Consider the following 19,557-nt stretch of genomic DNA (forward strand, 5'->3'; position numbering starts at 1 on the left):
TGCTGGGAAGCTCTCGTTAATGATCTTTCACTCGGAGAAGTCTTAAGCTGTTTAAGGTAACGAGTAAGGTAGCGCCCATATCCGCAAAGATGGCAATCCAAAGAGTCAGCCAACCAGGAATAACGAGCAACAATGCCACAAGCTTAATCCCTATGGAGAAAGTGATATTTTGCTTAATGATGGCTAAGGCTTTTCTACTTAGTTTCACTGTAAAAGGGAGTTTCCCTAAATCATCAGCCATGAGGGCGATATCCGCTGTTTCAAGTGCTGTATCTGTCCCAGCACCTCCCATAGCCACTCCAACAGTTGAAGCAGCGAGCGCAGGCGCATCGTTTACACCATCCCCAACCATGGAAACGGAGTTGAATTCGTTTTTAAGGTCTTTAATATAGTTCAGTTTATCTTGAGGTAATAGCTCTGCTTTGATATCCGTAACAGCAACTTGCTTGCCAATGGCCTGTGCAGTTCTAGAGTTGTCACCCGTTAACATGATTGTTTTCTCAATCCCTAGGGAATGGAGGGTTTCGATCACTTTTTGACTGTTCTCTCTGACTTCATCGGCCACTGCGACTAACGCCAATATATCCTTTGAGGTTCCAGCAACCATTACGGTTTTCCCTTGGTTCTGTAGGGTTTCAATTTCTTCTTTTCCTTCAGTGCTTATCCCGTTCGGTAGGATTTCTTCAAATAAGTTCGGGCTTCCAACATAATAGGTCTCGCCTTTGATCTTTCCTTTTATGCCCTTCCCCGTAATCGAAGCAAAGTCACTGATATCAACATTAAGAAAATCTAAGTTTTTTTCCTTTGCTTTTTTCAGAATGGCAGAAGCCAGCGGGTGTTGTGAACCATTTTCTAACGCCGCTATCATTTTAAAAAGATCGTCTGAAGCTCCATTTTGCGGAAGATAATCGGTGACAACCGGAAATCCTTTTGTTAAGGTTCCTGTTTTATCAAAAGCAATGGCGTTGATTGAGCCCATTTCTTCGAGATAAATCCCACCCTTGATGAGGACACCGTTCTTTGCCGCATTCCCAATGGCCGTCACGATGGATACTGGTGTTGAGACAACAAGCGCACAAGGACATCCCACCACCAAAACCGCTAAACCTTGATAAATCCACGTATTCCAATCTGCGCCAAATAACGGAGGTACCACGGCCACTCCAAAGGCAATGAGCATAATGACCGGCGTATAATACTTCGCAAATGTATCCACAAAGGCTTGAGATGGGGCTCGTTCTGCTTGAGCTTCCTCAACCAAGTGGATAATTTTCGCAATCGTCGTGTCACCCACAAGTTTGGTTACTTTGACCTCAAGAAGCCCTTCTTCGTTCAAAGTGCCAGCGAACACTTCATCATGGGTTGCTTTCGCGATTGGCACAGATTCTCCAGTAATGGCTGCCTGGTTTACGGCTGAATTTCCTTTTACAACGATTCCATCCATGGCAATTTTTTGTCCAGGTTTGACAATCATAATGTCCCCGACCACAACTTCATCCACTTGAATCATCATTTCTTGATTTCCTCTGCGAATCAGGGCTTCTTTCGGTGCAATGTCCATTAATGACCGGATGGACTGTCGAGCTTTATCCATGGAATACGTTTCAAGCGCTTCACTGATGGCAAATAAAATCACGACAGTCGCTCCCTCTCCCCACTCTCCAATGAAAGCAGCACCAATCACGGCAATCGTCATCAATGTTTTCATATCGAATTGGAAGTGGAAGAGGTTTTTTAAACCTGTAGCAAAGAGCCTGTACCCTCCTATTAAAATTGAAGCTGCATAGGCTAATACGGAAGTTAGAGTTCCTTCTCCATATACATATCCGGATAACCATCCAATTAATAAAAAAACAAATGATAACAGAAGTGTTAAGTGTTTCTTATAGAAAGGTTCTTTGCCTTCTTCAAATCGTTCTTTTTCAGGAATGATTTTTAAGTTTTCAAATGCGCCCGCCTTCTCAAGATCCTTAATGGTAGTATCCCCATAAACCGTGAGCTTGGAAGCACCAAAGTTGATGCTTGCATCTGAAACACCATCCAGGTGTTTTACGTTCTTTTCGAACTTAGAAGCACAGCTTGCTCATGAGAGACCTTGTACTCGGTAAACATTTTTTACTTGCTCTAGTGCTTTATCCACGAGATTCCACCTCCTTGTGATGAGCAAAAGCAATGTGGATCAGTTGCTTTACATGTTCATCATCAAGAGAATAAAAAACCAATTTTCCCTCTTTGCGATATTTAGCTAATCCCATATTTCGTAGAAGCCTTAAATGATGGGAAGCTGTAGCGGTTGTACACCCAACGATATTGGCAACGTCACATACACATAATTCCTCTTCAAGACTTAACGAAAAGGCAATCTTAATTCTAGTATCATCCGATAACGCTTTAAAAATTTTCGAAACTTCTGCAGGATTCTGTTCTGAAATCTCCTGCTTCAGTCGATTTACTTTTGGTTCATCAAAACAGGTGGTTTCACAAACATCATGGCTCTTCATTGCATCCCGCCTCATTCAAATACTCGTTTGAGTATTAGTATATGAAAAAATGCTCAAACAGTCAAAGAATCATTTGAATATTTTTATTATTTCTTTTTAGTTTGGATCTTTTCGGAAACCTTGTTGCTCTTAGATACGATATAGGTGCCTATTGCCTATAACGGGCGAAATAGCTTAGCTTGCCTTGCTTAAGGACAAAATTTCGGCGAAACCTTCGAAAATGTCCATGAGATGGCCTCTCAAGGACAAAAGTTCGGCGAAAACTCTAAAAATGTCCATGAGGCGGGCTCTCAAGGACAAAAATTCGGTGAAACCTTCGAAAATGTCCATGACAACCGCTCTCAAGGACAAAATTTCGCCGAAACCTCCGAAAATGTCCTTGACGACCGCTCTCAAGGACAAAAATTCACTAAAACCTCCAAAAATGTCCTTGACGACCGCTCTCAAGGACAAAATTCCGCTGAAACCTCCAAAAATGTCCTTGACAACCACTCTCAAGGACAAAATTTCGCCGAAACCTTCGAAAATGTCCATGACGACCGCTCTCAAGGACAAAATTTCGCCGAAACCTTCGAAAATGTCCATGACAACCGCTCTCAAGGACAAAAATTCACTAAAACCTCCAAAAATGTCCTTGACGACCGCCCTCAAGGACAAAATTCCGCCGAAACCTTCGAAAATGTCCTTGACGACCGCTCTCAAGGACAAAATTCCGCTGAAACCTCCAAAAATGTCCTTGACGACCGCTCTCAAGGACAAAATTTCGCCGAAACCTCCGAAAATGTCCTTGACGACCGCTCTCAAGGACAAAAATTCACTAAAACCTCCAAAAATGTCCTTGACGACCGTTCTCAAGGACAAAATTTCGCCGAAACCTCCGAAAATGTCCATGACGGGGCCTCTCAAGTACAAAATATAAAATAACTAAAGCCTCAACCCTAAACGGATTGAGGCTTTTTCATATTTTTACAATGTTCCTTCTCGTCTCTCAAACTACTACTAAATGACTTCCTCTAACTCTAGTTACTCTCCTGCTTTTCTATGAAAAAAGTAATCAGTACGAAGAGGAAGAAGGCTAGCAACAGCAACGAGCCGCCAACGATAAAGAGGATCATGACAAAGGTTTCATCTAGATTAAACGGATTAAGATTATACATCCACATTCCAACGGTCAATCCTAATGCGCCTAGCATCCCAAGGATGCTATGGATGGAGACGAGTTTTTTATATTTGATTTTATAAACTTTATAAAAGATTCCCCATGCAAACACAGAAAGCCAGCCGACAAGCAGAATATGGGCATGTATGGGTCTCATGGAATAATCCATATTTCCAGACATTTGCGAGCCAATAAAAGTACCAATGATTCCAAAGATCGCTGCAAAGCGAATTAATCGTATACTCCAGGTTTGTTCCATTTCTTATTCCTCCAGTTTATGATTTAGTGGGAGTTTAATGGTAAAGGTTGTTCCCACGCCAATTTTACTATCTACCTCTATTTCCCCTTCGTGCAAGTCAATAATTTGTTTCACAATCGCTAAGCCAAGCCCTGTTCCGTCTCTTTTTCTCGAAGAATCAACCCGATAAAAACGATCGAAAATTTGCGAAATATTTTCTTGGGACATCCCGATTCCAGTATCTTTAAACATAATCGTTAGCGAGGTGTCATCTTCCGTTAAACTAATCCAGATGTTCCCCATATGATTGTTGTACTTTATCGCATTGGTCAACAAATTGTCCCATACATTACTCATAAGCTCTGCATCCGCCTTGATTTGAACAGGTGGCAGACTATAGGAAACTTCTATTTCCTTTTCCTGAAGACGCCATTGAAATCGACGAATGGTTTGTTTAATCTGTTCATCTAATTGGACTCCTGACACCTTCATCGAATAAGTATTTTGATCAAGAGATGTTAAAAGCAGGAGCTGCTTGGTTAAAGTAGAAAGCCGCTTTGATTCATGATCGATGATTTGGACGTATTCTTGATGTTCACGGTCCGTAATATCCTTCGACATTAAAAGCTCAGCATAACCTTGAATATTCATTAAAGGAGACTGAAAATCGTGTGAAACATTGTTGATGAACGATTTACGCGCTTCATCATTATGCTGTAACTGCTTTTGCATGATGTTAAAGCTTTCAACCAACTGACCAATCTCATCATTTCGCTCAATCTTTAACGGATAATTAAAATTTTCACGGGCAATTTCTTTCGTCGCTTCCGTTAAATTGGTAATCGGCTTAATAAGCTGTCTCGCCATCAAGAGAACTCCGATGATACTCACAACCGCGATTGCCATGAAAAACCAGGCAAGAATCATGTGGATATCAGAAAAAAGCAGTTTATTATTGGGCCGCAAAAACAATCCGTATGGTTGTCCATTCATCGTGAATGGGACCCCTACTGTATTTGTGACATCATTCGAAAAATGCCCCATCATCCAAAACTTATATTGACTCATCCCATGATAAATCTCTTGCGCTTTTAGGACCTTCATGGCTTCATCTGGAAGGCTTGTCTTCGTAAAAGGCCGGCCAAAATAAGCTTCTTCGCCTGCTTCATTTATCACGTAAATCTGGTAGCCAAGTTCCCCTACGGATTCCAAGAACGGTTCAAACGATGAAACATCAGCATGCATCCTCCCGAGGGTTAACGCGATGCCTTCAGCAATCTCTACATTTTGCTCATCAATCTTTTGTTTTGTTGATGTCATGTAAATCAAATTCGCTAAAACAAATCCAATTGTTAGGCTAGTCGCTAAAATGACGAGCGTTGCAACAGTGAATTTCCGGTAGAGTGTTTTCATTCTTTTTCCTCTAGCTTATAGCCAATTCCTCGAACCGTTTGGATTTCAATCGATGCCTCGTATTTTTTTAAACGCTCACGGATTCGGTTCATATGCGTATTAAGCGTCTGCTCTCCGCCTTCATAATCGAATCCCCATACTTGTTCAATTAGTAGACTTCTAGGTGTAATCTTGTTCACCCGCGAAGCTAAAAGGCTTAGTAGTTCAAATTCCTTCAGGGGGAGAAGGATGGTTTTCTGATCGATGACTAATTCAAAGTTTTTGCGATCCATCATCACATTTCCTATTTTTACGATGCTTTCCATCGACCGCTCCACACGTCGTAAAACAGCCGCAACCCGGAATAACAGTTCCTTCACCTCAAAAGGCTTGACAATATAGTCTTCAGAACCAGATAAAAAGCCTTGTTCTTTGTCATCGATTTGTCCTTTGGCCGTAAGCAGAATGACGGGGATATCAAAGTCCTTTGTTAAGATCTTTGTCAGATCAAATCCGTTCATCTTTGGCATCATCACATCTACAATCGCCAAATCAACTGTTTTTTCTTCTAAAAAGTCCAAAGCTTCTTCAGCATGATTCGCTCGATATACTTGGTAGCCTTCGCGGCTTAAATGAATCGATACAAGCTGCTGAATGTAGACATCATCATCCACAACGAGAATTTTCATAGACTAAACCTCCTAAAGGACCATCCAAAGAAACCTCTTTGTCTGCTTATTATTGGTTATGATGCGAGGTTTGCTTGTCTTTTTCAAATAGTAGAATGAAGGCAGGTAGAAGCATTCCGCGCACTAAAAAGGTATCAATAAGAATACCAATCGCAACGATGAATCCAAATACAAAAAGATCTGCTATCGGCATCGTGGTCAAGGCAGCAAAGGTTGCGGCTAGGATAAGACCCGCAGATGAGATAACGCCACCAGTATTGCGGAGTGCAATTTCTAGTGCATCTTTTACCCGATGCGTTTTTCTCTCCTCCAAAAATCTGGATGCAAGAATGATATTATAATCAATGCCTAAAGCCACGAGGAAGATGAACGCATAAACAGGTACCCGCGTACTTATTGCGTCGTGACCAAATAAGACATCGACTAGGAAAATGCCTAACCCTAAAGCAGATACATAGGAAAGGAGAATGGTTGACATCATATAGATCGGCATTTTAATACAACGCGTTAACGCAAATAAGAGAATCAAGATTAAGATGGTTTCAAAGACCACAATCGTATAGATATCTCGATTATTCACATCGCGCTCATCGACAAGTTTTGCCGTTACTCCGCTATAATGTGCTTCGGCAGAGATGGAAAGTTCTTTTAATAGCTCGGAGGTATCTTCTCGTAAATCTTCCATCTTATTCATCGCTTCGGTAGAATATGGACTCATTGAAAACACAACGTTTAGTTTTACTGCCTTTTGGTCTTCCGATTGTGCCGTTAATCGTACAGAGGCAATTTCATCCTCGCCTTGAAGCTCTTCAATAATTGACGTTACATCATTTTCCGTTAAAGCTTCTCTACTGTCAATTAGCAAAGTGGAAGGAGCAAGCTCTCCCTTGTTAAACTTATCTTCAACGATTTCGTATCCCACACGAGAAGGCATATCTTCAGGGAAGTTTTTGACTTGGTCAAATTCAAACTCAAGGTTAAACACATTCAATGCGGTCACTACTAAGAGTACCAGAATGATCCCGCCTGAGATACCTGGCTTATTGACCACAAATTTAGCCATTCTCCCCCAAATTCCGTGTTTGGTTTCCTTTTCATGACCATACTTCGGAACCTTTGGCCAAAAGGCTTTCCTACCAAATAACGTAAATAAAGCAGGTACTAATGTAATCGATGCAAGCATGATAATGAACATGGCCAAGCCGAAGACTGGAGCAAAGTTTTGATAATCACGGAAATCCGCTAAAAATAAGATGAGCATCGCAGCGAGTACCGTACCTCCGGCAAAAAATACAGGTTCACCAGTTGCACGCATCGCAGATTTCATTGCCGTATATTTGCTTTCAAACGTGTTGAGTTCCTCCCGATAACGTGAAAACACAAATAAGGAATAATCAATGACCGCCGCAAATAGCAGGATGCTCATGATCGAGGTTGTGGAGTTATTAATTTCTAGTCCACCTGCCCCAAGTAAAGCAATACTTTGATTGACAACCTGATAGACAATCGCGGTTGCAAGAAGTGGAATAAAGGCAAGTAACGGTGAGCGGTAAATGACAATCAACAATACTAAAATGATGGCAATCGTCACTAGTAAAAGGACCACATCCGCTTGTTCAAACAATTTTACCGTATCCCCGGCAATCCCTGCAGGACCTGTGATATAAAATGAGACATCTTCAAGTTCAGTGGCAATTTGATTCCCAATGTCAAAAGCCTTGTCATTGATTTCGGCATAGTCACTATTGCCAAGTCCCATTTCTAATTTCATCGGAACAATCATCGTTGAACCATCTTCCGAAATAAAACTGTTTAATGCTTGAGGTGGAAGTTGATTAAGATCAACAATCGTTTCTATTCCTTTGATCTCTTCAGCTACAATCCCATTAATAATTTGTTTCGCCTTTTCGTGATCAATGTCTCCATGTTCATTATGGAAAACAAGGATTCCTGGTGTTCCCTGCTCATTTGGGAATAATTTTTCTGTTTTCTTCTCAGCGATGATCGATTGTACGTCATTAGGAAGCGATTGGAAATTGGTGACCTTATAATCCCCAAGTTTTGGTCCTGCGCTTAATCCAACCATAAGGACAACCCAGGCAAGAATCGTAATCCACATCCCACGCTTCGTTGACACCCAATCCGTAATCCGGTGTAGCAGTTTTCTCAAAATAGTTTCCTCCTTCAATCTTTCATTCCGAAAACTATCTTACTTCACGAAGATAAACTGAATCTCAACTTTTGTTTACAGAAAAGGTGACCCAGAAAAGGTGACAGCGTACTATGTCCAGAAAAGGTGACAGGCACCATCCAGAAACTGGATGGTGCCTGTCACCTCATCTTCATCCTTCAGAGCGTAAACTTCGTGGGACGCAATAATTTTGTGCCCTATCTACCATTCTTTGAACCGATTGAAGAGGATCTTATTAACGAATTTATTTTCACAATCATCGCATCTATAAAAAAAGAGCTGCCAAAACAGCTCAAATTTCTAAAATATTATTCCTTGGTTAAAATCGGAATCCAAATTTCACTTGTCACGGATGGTGAAGTTAAATCTTGAGTTTTAATCGATAAGATTTCTGGTCCTTCTGCTATTTGATAATTTGAAGATGGAAACCACTCAGAATAAATCCTTCCCCAAGTTTCCTGTAGTGTACTAGGAAAAGGTCCCGTTGATTCAAATATCGCCCAAGTTAAGGCGGGGACTTCTAATTTTGTAAAGTTTTCAGGGCTTTCTTGTGAGGTTGCCACTCCTATATACTGATCAAGTTCCCCTTTTTCTTCCATTCGTCCTTCAGAAAAGTTTGTTGAAGCTTGAATGATCCCTTCTGGTGCAACATTTGAAAGTTTTTTTAATTGGTCTATTTTTTCCATCGTAAACGATTTCCACATCGCTGTAATTTCTGGATTTTCCCCTTCAAAAATAATCGGAACTCTTTTCATAATCCCAACTATGTTAAAACTCTCTTTTTGTTCAATTCGGTAATTCATTTCATTTCCCCCTTTAATTGACAATTGGAAGGTCATTGGTGGAAAGGCTTTTAATGGCTGTCCGCTATTCCTTGCTTCTGATGGGGTGACACCATGTAACTGTTGAAAAGCTCTAGTAAAAGAATCTGGTGAATTGTATCCATATTTAACCGCAATATCAATGATCTTTAGATGACTATTTGTAAGCTCAAATGCCGCCAAGCTCAATCGTCTCCGGCGAATGTATTCTGATAATGACACACCTGCAAGAAAAGAAAACATTCTTTTAAAATGATATTCAGAACAATGAGTGATTCTTGCGACGGTTTTGAAATCTATTTCACTAATGAGGTGATCCTCAATATACTTCATTGATTCATTCATGCTTTTGAGCAAATCCATTCTATGACCTCCTTTCATCAATACAATAACAGGATATGAATGTGTCAGTCCGACATTCCGTGCACCATTTTGTCGGATTAATCCTTTGTTTACTATTCTGGCCACTGTTTCATTTCACAAATTCATGTTAAGCCTTTTATTAAGCTCCCTAACAATCTGTCCCGTTTATGGAAGACAGAGCTTTAAAAAGGTATCAAATTATTTTTATCACTACTATACCTTTTTTCATTCTTAATATGTTGAATGCCCCTTTTGTAACCAGATGGTTCTGGGTACAATATTTCATTCTACGATACCCTTTTTGTCATTCTATTGTAAAAAATTTCTTCAAAGTTGCCTTCCGGCGGCCTTCCCTCTTCCCTTTTATGAGTTTAAATGTTCACCTAATTTTTCAGTTCTTTCAATAAATTTTGTAAATACTGTTGACTATTCAGTTGAACTGTAATACCTTAATATAAAGTCAAACTATATAGTTGAACTGAATAGAGGGTTTGAATTATGATAAAACATAAATTATTGCCGTTGTCTGAAACCATGCATTATATATTATTAGCTCTACGTGAGCCACTCCACGGCTATGCCGTCATGCAGAAAATCGAAACATTAAGTAATGGCTCCGTTATTTTAGCGGCTGGTACCTTATATGGTGCGATTGAAAACTTGAATAAACATGGTTGGATAGAACCTGTAGGAAATTCAGGTCGAAGAAAAGTTTATATGATCACAACAGAAGGAAGCGCCATTTTGAAAATGGAACAAGACAGACTCTTGCATATTTTATCCCTGTATGAAGGAAGTGAGTCAAATGATGAAGTTTAGAGTGTTTTTTAATATTGAAAAAGAACAGCAATGGTTAAACGAGCAATTACAAAAAGGCTATCGTTGTACAAATATTAGTGGATTAGGTTTATACACTTTCGAAAAAACGGACAAAAGATATGTTATGCGACTAGATTATCAAGAATATTTACCTAAAAATAAGTTCGTGGAATACAAAGGACTCTATGAAGATTTTGGTTGGAACTATATTAAGGGGTCCTCGCTTAGTGGAATACGGTATTGGCAAAAAGAAGACAATCATCACAATGAAATCTTCTCAGATCGCCAATCCTATGGGAATTTCTATAAAAGATTAATGAACTACTCCTTTTGGTTGGGGATGCTATGTTTGGTTTATTCTTATACGCTCTACAAGGATTCGGCTTTATACCATGAAGGACTTTGGGGTATGAAAGGAGCATTATTTTGGAAAGCCTTTATATTTGAAACGCCATTTGTCTTTTTGAAGTTGCTTCCCGCACTTATGGTTCTTCTTTTCGGTAGCAGTTTCTATCATGCTTATCGAAAGTATTCAATGTTAAAAGAGGAATAGTTTTACAGAGTGGGAATGAATCATTCTCACTCTGTTATGTCACCTGTTAATTCAACTAATTTTTTGTCCGTAATCACAGACCTCAACATATAAATACTAAACAACAAAATGAATGAAGTTGTGATCGGCAAGCCATATGAGGCTTTTATATCAAATAGGATCGTACTAAAAAAGTGAAATAAGCTGATCGTAAATAAAAAACCTACGAATATACCTTTTCTTTTTGAATCTCCAATACCATCTATATATCCGATATAGGTCAAGGTTAACCAAATAAAAAATGGAATGTAAAACACCGCTACCATAATATAGACAATCAAGACTTCACCCCCTAAATGACTGTAAAGTATTCTCTTTATCCTATACTGATTTCTTACTATAGAAATTTTTATTAATTTTACTAGTTTACAAACGCTTGGTGTCTACTCCCTTAGTATAGCATTTTTCATTTAGAACTTTCTATTTACCTAACCAGCAAAGCTTCTTATGCGAGATAAAAAAGAGACACTTTTAAGTCATTATTGATAAAAGGATAGAAATCCTTTTTGTTCACCAAATGGTGCTACCAATAAGCACAATAATCAAGTATTCTAACCATTATAGTTTGGAATTCTACAAATTCAGTGTGTTACAGGTGGTGAATAAAGATGATACTTCCTAATGGAGTAACTGGTTTCTATGATTCAGAATCCAAGAAACCCCCACAAGTAAACGGGAAACTGTTCAAGCAATTATGTTTCGAGTTTGCATCTTGGAATGGTGGAAAAGTAATAGATTTTAACGAACCAAAATACCCAAGAAATTTTTACTTTGCCAAATTTGAAATCCATAATAATCAGTTCTTTGTACTGCTTAATGAACACTATCCTTATCTTGCTTATGCATCAGTTGTTGAATTTGGAAACATTACATTCATAGACAAACCTGTTTCGCACGAGAATTTTTCTGATTTTTATAAAGTACTTGGTAAAGTTGACCTTGAGGCTCCTATTAATCAGAACCTGGTTGTGAACTCAGAATTAAATCGTGCTGAATTGGAACAGCTAGCTTATTGGAAACCTGAAACGGTAGGACAGATAATCTTTAACTATTGGGATTAGCCAAACTTGGAATTCCACAGTAATAGGAGTTACGATATCCTACTAAAGTGTAAGCATTTTTGGAAACCTTGACCAAACTCAAAAAGCACAGAAAGTCTCTGTGCTTTTTGAGTTTGTCTGAAACCTCCTATTCTCACAGGCGAACCCTGGAATAGGTTATTAATGAAAGAAAAGACCAAAGTTTCTACTAGTTTCTCTGAACAAGCAATTGTTTTCCTGATTCATGATTTTAATTGTTCCGATTCCCCTATCACTGACCCTGTCTCACGTAACGCTTCAATCTCTCTTTCGGAATAGCCTAATTCTGCTAATATTTCCTCCGTATGCTCACCCAGTATAGGGGCTCGTGTAAAGTCAGGTGTTGGCATACCGTCAATTTTCACAGGCACTCCTGTTACATAAATCTCGTCATCTTCTTGATCACCAGTTTTCATCGTTCGAACCATATTCCTATTCATCACTTGAGGGTCTTTGACCAGGTCATGTAAGCTATTTACTGGACCAGAAGCGATTCCTGCTTTTTGAAGGATCTGATACACTTCTTCTTTTGTATATTTTTGCGTCCATTCTTCAATTATTGCTTCAAGGATTTCCCGATTCTCGATTCTTCCAGCCATGGTAGAATACGGAGAATGACTAGTAGACCATTCCTCTTTCCCAATGATTTTACAAATAGATTCCCACATCGATGGAGTGCTAGGTGCAATATAAACATAGCCATCCTTAGTTTTATAGGTATTACAAAAAGCCCGCTCATCCTGATTTCCATTCCGTCGGAGTTCTTTCCCTTCTACCAACACTTCAGAAAACTTGTAGCCAAGCATGGAGATCATTCCATCCAACATGCTTACATCTACATACTTTCCCTTCCCCGTCCGTTCCTTGTGCAATAACGCAAGCATGGCACCGTAAGCAGCCTGAAGTCCTGAGAGGTGATCCGCTAGATAATATCCCACATTCGTAGGAGGACCTTCTGGATGGCCCGTTAACTCCGCCAATCCACTCATCGCCTGAATAATCCCATCGTAGGCCCCATGATTTCTATAAGGACCGGTTAAACCAAAACCTGTAATATGAACAAAGCTAATTTTTGGATTCATCTCTGAAATGGTTGTGTAGTCGATTCCTAAACGCTCAGGAACACCTGCGCCGTAATTTGTAACCAACAAATCCGCTGATTTCACAAGTCGATAAAATAAATCTTTGCCAGATTCCGATTTCAAATTAATCGATAACCCGCGCTTATTCCGGTTTTGTGCTGCAAAATAAATGCTTGTTTCATTGTGGAAAGGTGCTGCTTTCCTGCCCGTTTCTCCCTCAATTGGCTCAATTTTTATGACATCTGCCCCATGGTCAGCCAATATTTGACTGCAATAAGGCCCAGAAATATAATGGGTAAAATCTAAAACGCGTATCCTTGAAAGAATTGACATACGTACACCTCTTTCTTATTTTTTATCATTAGTGAAAGTTCATTGATTCATTAATTAAATGATAGAATATTCAGATAACATAGTCAAATGTTTAAAAATAGGGATACGATGAATAGAGCTCCCCTTTTTAGAGGTTCGACCCATTTTTAATGATTTTCCGTCGCAGAAAAACACGAAACAGTTCCTTTTCTTATAGGTTCTATGTTAGTAATGATTCGGAGCACTATAGATGCTTTTTTCTTCGATGGATTTCAATATTGTTTTAAATAAGGAACTTCGTTAATAATGGAAAACGTTCTGTAGATTGGAACCGATAGGACAATATACCTATCCCTTTTATCCCTTGACGGATTGTATGAAAAGGGGTAGTATTTTTTAAAAATAACCTGTAAAAAAATTGGTTTATTTTAGCATATCGTTAAAAACTGAATTTTGGCTATATGAAAAAATAAAAGGATGGAAAATAGGTTTATTTAAATAGGGTTTCAATTGTTAAACAAAATTTTAAATAGTGGTAGACTATTAAAAAACCAATTTAGGCTAGTTGATAGTAAACCGACAATTTTCTGAGATGAATGGGTAAAGAATGACCATTGATCTTATAAAGTTGTCGGTTTTTTTATTTTTCAAAGAAGAAAGATTGGAGGGAGGAAACTAGCATGTTAGATTCTCAATACATACTTATTTTATTTTGTTTATCGCTCGGGATCTCAATAGGAAGTGCGATCTTTCTGTTCTTTTCAATAGTCTCTGTGAACTTTGTCTCCATTCACATCAAGATCATCTCACTCCCCCCACTCATTGCCTTATTGGCTCTCGTTTCAAATCAGGAGAGTGTGATTCTTGGGCCATGGCATTTAGATTCCTTATCATGGCTGATTGCGTTGTTTGTTCTGACCATCGGTTTGATTGTGCAACGCTACTCGGTTCGTTATTTACACGGAGATCTTGCTTATCGAAAGTATTTTGCGCTACTCACCTTCACCACCGTTGCTGATTCCGTTGCCTGGCTCAGTGATGATCTACGTTTGATGGTGATTTGCTGGGGAGCAACACTTTTGGGATTAACGTGGCTGGTAAAAATAAACAAAGATTGGCATGTGGCAAGAAAGGCTGCCAGACAATCTGGTACCTTGTTTGCAGGTAGTTGGCTTCTTTTAGTGGGAGTGGTTATCTGGATTGCACAGGCCACGGGTCACTGGAAGTTGTCGGTTGTTCTTACTCAAAACAGTCTCGCCCAACTAGATTCATGGGAGAGGACGACTATCAATCTATTGATAATCGTCGCGATGATGATTCCAGCTGCACAATGGCCCTTCCAAGGTTGGTTATTAAACTCAGTTGTAGCCCCTACACCTGTTTCTGCCGTCATGCATGCGGGAATCGTAAATGCGGGTGGAATTATTTTCACTCGCTTCTCCCCTTTATTTGACGGAGATGTGGCGCAGCTGGTTCTTCTCGTTCTTTCGAGTATCTCCGTATTAGTAGGGACGGGAATCATGTTGGTTCAAGTGGACTACAAACGACAGTTGGTCGGGTCGACGATTGCGCAGATGGGGTTCATGTTGATTCAGTGTGCATTAGGTGCTTATTTAGCCGCGATGATTCACGCCGTGTTACACGGATTATTTAAATCAGCTTTATTTTTACAATCTGGGTCTGCCATCCCTCGTAAAGGAGCAAAATTCACTTCCCCGCAACTTCGGTCTAAACGATCGATCATCCCAGGAAGTCTTTTAGGTTTCCTTGTCGGCTTGGTCTTTTGGTTCACGTCTCCGGATGAAGGATATCGAATCATTAGTGCTTTGATTTTAGGCTGGTCGGCATCCATTGCTTGGACACAACTGGTGCTCACTGGGCAAGGATTTATAGGGAGGATAGCGGGAGCGATCCTCTTTGCCGGTGTCGCATTGGTCTACACCGTCATTCATTTCGTCTTTGAACACATGCTACACGATACCGTTTCAAATGGATTACAACCTTCTATGCCTGTCGTGCTTTTGTTTATGGTTCTTTTGTTAGCTGGGGGCTTATTCAGTGGATGGCTCGCTCGTCATCCTTCGTCGAAAGCATTTGCCATCCTTTATTTACGGCTTGTTCGATTAGGAGAACCGCATAATCAAATGGTTGAAAACCATCCAATTTACTTGAAAAAATCATTTGCTGGAGGGAGACTTGACGATGAACGCCATTTTACCGTTAGATAAAAAATTAACCGTTGAAACAGAAGTTGATTACCGTCATCTGGATTTAACCTCTATCGTAAAAGGAGCCAGTAATGTAATCACTCCTCTTGGACCGCTCAACACGTTCGCTGCACGTAACCCCTGGGTGGGCTTGGAGGAACAACCATTTGAACAAGTTGCACGTAAATTCAAGGATCTTCATGATCTTGACTTATACCCCACTCATTCAGCCTTTCAGCAAGCCTTGAATCAAGGGGAAATTCATCTTAATTTTTTACAAAATAGGCTGAAACAATGGCTTGACTCTGAAACTCTTAATCTGGATCGCAAGGTTGCCGAACGGTTCTGTCTAGCTGCGCTTACACAACCGGCCAAGACCGTGTCAACTGCAAAGGTAAAAAAGTTGGCAAACAAATTACGTGCTTATCGGCCGGAGATGTCGGAAAAACATTCGGTTAAAACCTATAGTCAACAGCTGGAACAGATCCACAATAACACGTTGAACAAAGAACTCGATCATCAAATAATCAAGTGGTGTAAATTATTTTTAGATGAATCCCAGGCCGTATGGTCAATGCCTAATCGTGAAAATGGTTTCTATCAAGCTTGGCGAAGTCTTGTCCACCACGACACCTCCCTTAGTCGTGAAGTACGGAAGATATTAAAGAATCTACCTCAAGAGGCAGACCAGGCGTTAAAGAGTGGATTGTTGGCACTAGATGTCCCCTACTCTCAGCTCCAAGACTATCTTGAAGCTCATTTGCTGGCATTACCAGGCTGGGCAGGCACGATGCTATGGCGTTCACTACAATCTTCCTCTGAACATTCGTTGCTAACAGACTATTTAGCTGTGAGAATTTCCATGGAGTGGGCGTTCATTCACCCTTATCTCCCGATTTCTGAACAAAAAATTGAGGAAAAGGATCAGATTGAACCTTTAATTGCTTCCTGGATCGATTGGGGGGGCATGTCTATCCATGCATGGTCACAGTTGTCTCCTAAGGAAATAAAAGTACGTTTGACGCTTGCCGCTCGGTTTGACCAGATTACTAGAGAGCGACTATGGCTTGAAGCCTGGGAAAAAACATACGAGGACCATGTTAAAACGCTGCTAACAACAACGCCATTGCCTTCTGTAGAGGAAACAGCTCCCCTTGCGCAATTTGTCTTTTGTATAGATGTACGTTCGGAGCCTTTTCGTCGCAAACTAGAACAAGCAGGCCGATTTGAGACGTTTGGTACGGCGGGTTTTTTCGGATTGCCGATTGAAACACATGAGCTTGACCACCATGTACATCACTCCTTGCCCGTTATGTTTAAACCGAAATATAAAGTTCAAGAAACTTCATCTGAGGGTGAATTAAACAAATACACCCAACAACAACAGGTATCCAATTCATTTCGCTTTACTTTTAAAACAATGAAGCATAATCTACTATCTAGTTTGTTTCTTCCGGAGATCAGTAGTCCTTGGCTTAGCATGCAAATGGTAACCAGAAGCTTTATTCCTCGAGAAGCAGGACATGCTTTCCGTAAAATTAGCCAAACCTTGATTCGCAAACCTACTACTGAACTATCTCTTGAACATAAACGTGCGCCGGAAAACGAGCTTCCAGTTGGATTTACGGACGAAGAGAAAGTCTCTTTTACAAAGCAAGCGCTAAACATGATGGGATTGACGGAGCGTTTCGCCCCTCTCGTTGTCATTTGCGGGCACAGTAGTCATAGCACGAACAATCCTTATGCATCTGCACTAGACTGTGGTGCCTGTGGTGGAGCATCAAGTGGCTTTAACGCAAGGGTACTGGCCACTTTGTGTAATCTACCTAAGGTAAGAAAGGCTCTCGCTCATGAGGGCATTTCCATTCCGGAGGAGACCGTTTTTGCGGCCGCCGAGCATATCACATCACTAGATGAACTACGCTGGCTTTATATTCCTGCTCTATCAACAGCAGCTAAAGTCGCATATGATACCGTTAATACAGAATTACCAAAAGTCAGTCAGGCTGCAAGCTCTGAACGAATCACACACTTGCCAAATGTCGGCAATAGGAGGAAGAATAAGCGCAATGAGGTACAGACTCTCACAGAAGATTGGAGTGAGGTCCGTCCTGAATGGGGATTAGCACGAAACGCTACGTTTATCATTGGAGACCGCCGGCTAACTCGAGATTGTGATCTTGAAGGTCGTGTCTTTCTTCATAATTACAACTGGCAAAAGGATGAAACAGGGAGCATACTCGAAAACATCATCATGGGTCCCGTGACTGTCGCTCAATGGATCAACCTGCAATATTACGCGTCTACAGTAGCCCCTCATTATTATGGGAGTGGAAATAAGGCGACACAAACCATCACTTCTGGAATCGGGGTCATGCAGGGAAATGCGAGTGATTTATTATCCGGACTCCCCTGGCAATCAGTGATGAAATCAGATGATGAATTTTATCACGCTCCTTTACGATTGTTGGTGGTGATTCATGCCCCAAGGGAATCTATACAAAGATTACTAAAACAGCACCCTGCTTTTCAGCAAAAAGTTCAAAACGGCTGGATTCATCTTGCTTCGCTAAGTCCAGAGGGAGAATGGCAAAGCTGGGCTTAATTCTCCTATATAAGAACCAGTGGCCTCAGGTCTACCAGCAGAAAGAAAGGCTTGAAGCCGAAACAACAAAGGCGCTTAACACAGCCTTTTTATAAAAAAAGAAACAATAAGTTAGACGACCAACGATCATATTGGTACATACTAGTAAAACCATTTTAAAAAAGGAAAAGGCTTTTCTGTTTTATATTAGGGGGAAAGAAAGCATGGATAAAAAAACAAAGGGAACGCTTGAAGCTGAAATCAGCCAAGCTTTAACACATTGGGAAAAAAGTTACCTTGGCCGGGGCTCTGTTTCGGTGAAAACAGATATTTTAAGAGATATGATTATTGTGGATTTACGCGGAATCTTAACGCCTGCTGAGTATTCCCTATGTAAGAATATGGAAGGTTTGTTATCGATCAAAGAGAACCGAAACGGTCTGGTGGAGTCTGGGATAGAAGATTTAAAGGAAATGATTCTTTCCATCACAGGAGTCTACGTAAAAAGTTTTTTCACGGACATCAGTACAAACACAGGAGAACGAGTCATGGTGTTCAAGCTTTCAGACGACTTGGAAAGCAAATTGCACTAAACCCTACGCCATCCAAGTGAGGTTCTAGTAGATCTCTAACCTGATATTTATGGATTAGTAGAGTGAATCGAACAAATTTCAAATTTTTATGGAGTGTTTATGATGACTACAGATAATAAGAAAAAAAGACTATTTTTTATGATCGGCCTAGAATCCGATTGGGAACAAATGATAAAAAAGTCGACGAATATCAATCCAGAAGAAATCGTTTTTTTACATACCGAAGGGCCAGTCGTCCTTCACCCTTTCGACGACCTCATGAGGGATCTTATCGTTACGGTCTATCAGCAAAATATTGAAGAAATCGTGGTCGTTTCTACCAAAGATGCTCTGACGGATACAGAAGATACGCTTTCAAAAATTCTTGACCGAAAAGAGTTTCAAGACAAAACAACAACATTAGATTATTTATTAACCTACTGCCAGCCAGAATTTACTAATCAGAATATAAAGGATTGGTTAATTGGAAGCACATCCTTAAATGATTCAACACAAACGATTTTTAACACCATTCGCCATCACCCATTACTCGCACCAGATGTAGTGGTATCGGAATTATCTATCGATAGCGAAAACGAACATATAATTGAAGAATTGAGCATTTTCTAGGGTAAGATTCATCAAATGTAGACTTTAATTAAGAATCGTAAAAGAGGAGAGACATGGGGACAGGTTCATTGTCCCCAAAATAGGATAAACTTCCCGCATCCAAAGTAAGTAGCTATATAAAGATGTATATTTAATAAAACCACAAAACGTCCAGTGAATTTCGCTAGACGTTTTGTGGTTTTTCATTGCTAACCATTTTCTCTACTTCCCCCTACTGCCACTGCCAGACCCTGAAGAACTACTTAATACTGTAAAAATATAAAAAAACACAGACAACAAATCTGTGTTTTCATCTTGCCTGGCAACGTCCTACTCTCACAGGGGGA

Annotated in this window: 17 protein-coding genes; 8 read left to right on the forward strand and 9 right to left on the reverse strand. The window is 40.1% G+C overall.

Features of this window, described 5'->3' with window-relative positions:
- Positions 1–16 precede the first annotated feature (16 nt).
- Positions 17–2,140 (reverse strand): heavy metal translocating P-type ATPase, encoded by a 2,124-nt coding sequence (locus H0185_RS14405; RefSeq protein ID WP_221874200.1) that lies wholly within the window; start codon positions 2,138–2,140, stop codon positions 17–19.
- Positions 2,133–2,501 carry an ArsR/SmtB family transcription factor gene (locus H0185_RS14410; RefSeq protein WP_221874201.1) on the reverse strand — a complete coding sequence of 123 codons (369 nt, stop codon included), beginning with the start codon at positions 2,499–2,501 and terminating at the stop codon, positions 2,133–2,135. The genes H0185_RS14405 and H0185_RS14410 overlap by 8 nt, the downstream gene beginning before the upstream one ends.
- A 231-nt stretch (positions 2,502–2,732) precedes the next feature.
- Between H0185_RS14410 and H0185_RS14415 the strand changes: the two genes are divergently transcribed.
- Positions 2,733–3,425, forward strand: a complete 693-nt coding sequence (locus H0185_RS14415; protein WP_221874202.1) for a hypothetical protein — start codon at positions 2,733–2,735, stop codon at positions 3,423–3,425.
- Positions 3,426–3,520: 95 nt separating this feature from the next.
- On the opposite strand, the gene H0185_RS14420 is transcribed toward H0185_RS14415, so the two are convergent.
- The 5 genes from H0185_RS14420 to H0185_RS14440 form a co-directional block, all read right to left on the reverse strand.
- The gene (locus tag H0185_RS14420) at positions 3,521–3,919 is read right to left on the reverse strand and encodes a hypothetical protein (protein ID WP_221874203.1); all 399 of its coding nucleotides are present in this window, start codon (positions 3,917–3,919) and stop codon (positions 3,521–3,523) included.
- A 3-nt stretch (positions 3,920–3,922) separates the two neighbouring features.
- Positions 3,923–5,311 carry a sensor histidine kinase gene (locus H0185_RS14425; protein ID WP_221874204.1) on the reverse strand — a complete coding sequence of 463 codons (1,389 nt, stop codon included), beginning with the start codon at positions 5,309–5,311 and terminating at the stop codon, positions 3,923–3,925.
- Positions 5,308–5,979 carry a response regulator transcription factor gene (locus H0185_RS14430; RefSeq protein WP_221874205.1) on the reverse strand — a complete coding sequence of 224 codons (672 nt, stop codon included), beginning with the start codon at positions 5,977–5,979 and terminating at the stop codon, positions 5,308–5,310. Before H0185_RS14430 ends, H0185_RS14425 begins: the two co-directional genes overlap by 4 nt.
- Before the next feature lie 49 nt (positions 5,980–6,028).
- Positions 6,029–8,149 carry an MMPL family transporter gene (locus tag H0185_RS14435; protein WP_221874206.1) on the reverse strand — a complete coding sequence of 707 codons (2,121 nt, stop codon included), beginning with the start codon at positions 8,147–8,149 and terminating at the stop codon, positions 6,029–6,031.
- 329 nt (positions 8,150–8,478) lie between these two features.
- Positions 8,479–9,354: an AraC family transcriptional regulator gene (locus H0185_RS14440; RefSeq protein ID WP_221874207.1), complete on the reverse strand. Its 876-nt coding sequence runs from the start codon at positions 9,352–9,354 to the stop codon at positions 8,479–8,481.
- A 501-nt stretch (positions 9,355–9,855) separates the two neighbouring features.
- On the opposite strand from H0185_RS14440, the gene H0185_RS14445 reads away from it, so the two are divergent.
- Both H0185_RS14445 and H0185_RS14450 read left to right on the forward strand, forming a co-directional pair.
- A complete protein-coding gene (locus H0185_RS14445) occupies positions 9,856–10,173 on the forward strand; it encodes a PadR family transcriptional regulator (RefSeq protein ID WP_221874228.1) in 318 nt (105 codons plus the stop codon).
- Positions 10,160–10,726 (forward strand): DUF2812 domain-containing protein, encoded by a 567-nt coding sequence (locus H0185_RS14450; RefSeq protein WP_221874208.1) that lies wholly within the window; start codon positions 10,160–10,162, stop codon positions 10,724–10,726. Before H0185_RS14445 ends, H0185_RS14450 begins: the two co-directional genes overlap by 14 nt.
- 26 nt (positions 10,727–10,752) lie before the next feature.
- On the opposite strand, the gene H0185_RS14455 is transcribed toward H0185_RS14450, so the two are convergent.
- The gene (locus H0185_RS14455) at positions 10,753–11,046 is read right to left on the reverse strand and encodes a hypothetical protein (protein ID WP_221874209.1); all 294 of its coding nucleotides are present in this window, start codon (positions 11,044–11,046) and stop codon (positions 10,753–10,755) included.
- 327 nt (positions 11,047–11,373) lie between these two features.
- Between H0185_RS14455 and H0185_RS14460 the strand changes: the two genes are divergently transcribed.
- On the forward strand, positions 11,374–11,826 hold the full coding sequence (locus tag H0185_RS14460; RefSeq protein ID WP_221874210.1) for a hypothetical protein: 453 nt from the start codon (positions 11,374–11,376) through the stop codon (positions 11,824–11,826).
- A 221-nt stretch (positions 11,827–12,047) separates the two neighbouring features.
- Here H0185_RS14460 and H0185_RS14465 read toward each other — a convergent pair whose 3' ends face one another.
- Entirely contained in the window at positions 12,048–13,259 is a 1,212-nt protein-coding gene (locus H0185_RS14465) for a CaiB/BaiF CoA transferase family protein (protein ID WP_221874211.1), read from the reverse strand.
- Positions 13,260–13,918: 659 nt separating this feature from the next.
- On the opposite strand from H0185_RS14465, the gene H0185_RS14470 reads away from it, so the two are divergent.
- The 4 genes from H0185_RS14470 (at position 13,919) to H0185_RS14485 (ending at position 19,231) form a co-directional block, all read left to right on the forward strand.
- Positions 13,919–15,466 carry an NADH dehydrogenase subunit 5 gene (locus tag H0185_RS14470; RefSeq protein ID WP_221874212.1) on the forward strand — a complete coding sequence of 516 codons (1,548 nt, stop codon included), beginning with the start codon at positions 13,919–13,921 and terminating at the stop codon, positions 15,464–15,466.
- On the forward strand, positions 15,435–18,050 hold the full coding sequence (locus tag H0185_RS14475; RefSeq protein WP_425515829.1) for a DUF2309 domain-containing protein: 2,616 nt from the start codon (positions 15,435–15,437) through the stop codon (positions 18,048–18,050). Before H0185_RS14470 ends, H0185_RS14475 begins: the two co-directional genes overlap by 32 nt.
- A 203-nt stretch (positions 18,051–18,253) precedes the next feature.
- The gene (locus H0185_RS14480) at positions 18,254–18,622 is read left to right on the forward strand and encodes a Na-translocating system protein MpsC family protein (RefSeq protein ID WP_221874214.1); all 369 of its coding nucleotides are present in this window, start codon (positions 18,254–18,256) and stop codon (positions 18,620–18,622) included.
- Between the two features lie 99 nt (positions 18,623–18,721).
- The gene (locus H0185_RS14485; protein WP_221874215.1) at positions 18,722–19,231 is read left to right on the forward strand and encodes a carbonic anhydrase; all 510 of its coding nucleotides are present in this window, start codon (positions 18,722–18,724) and stop codon (positions 19,229–19,231) included.
- The last annotated feature ends 326 nt before the right edge of the window (positions 19,232–19,557 follow it).

The sequence above is a fragment of the Mesobacillus maritimus genome, assembly GCF_019749255.1.
Taxonomy (GTDB): Bacteria; Bacillota; Bacilli; order Bacillales; family Cytobacillaceae; genus Mesobacillus_B; species Mesobacillus_B maritimus_A.

Coding starts and splice junctions, on each gene's coding strand:
- H0185_RS14410 (WP_221874201.1), bottom strand. CDS start 2,501: ATGAAGAGCCATGATGTTTGTGAAACCACCTGTTTTGATGAACCAAAA.
- H0185_RS14415 (WP_221874202.1), top strand. CDS start 2,733: ATGGCCTCTCAAGGACAAAAGTTCGGCGAAAACTCTAAAAATGTCCAT.
- H0185_RS14420 (WP_221874203.1), bottom strand. CDS start 3,919: ATGGAACAAACCTGGAGTATACGATTAATTCGCTTTGCAGCGATCTTT.
- H0185_RS14425 (WP_221874204.1), bottom strand. CDS start 5,311: ATGAAAACACTCTACCGGAAATTCACTGTTGCAACGCTCGTCATTTTA.
- H0185_RS14430 (WP_221874205.1), bottom strand. CDS start 5,979: ATGAAAATTCTCGTTGTGGATGATGATGTCTACATTCAGCAGCTTGTA.
- H0185_RS14440 (WP_221874207.1), bottom strand. CDS start 9,354: ATGGATTTGCTCAAAAGCATGAATGAATCAATGAAGTATATTGAGGAT.
- H0185_RS14450 (WP_221874208.1), top strand. CDS start 10,160: ATGATGAAGTTTAGAGTGTTTTTTAATATTGAAAAAGAACAGCAATGG.
- H0185_RS14460 (WP_221874210.1), top strand. CDS start 11,374: ATGATACTTCCTAATGGAGTAACTGGTTTCTATGATTCAGAATCCAAG.
- H0185_RS14465 (WP_221874211.1), bottom strand. CDS start 13,259: ATGTCAATTCTTTCAAGGATACGCGTTTTAGATTTTACCCATTATATT.
- H0185_RS14470 (WP_221874212.1), top strand. CDS start 13,919: ATGTTAGATTCTCAATACATACTTATTTTATTTTGTTTATCGCTCGGG.
- H0185_RS14480 (WP_221874214.1), top strand. CDS start 18,254: ATGGATAAAAAAACAAAGGGAACGCTTGAAGCTGAAATCAGCCAAGCT.
- H0185_RS14485 (WP_221874215.1), top strand. CDS start 18,722: ATGATGACTACAGATAATAAGAAAAAAAGACTATTTTTTATGATCGGC.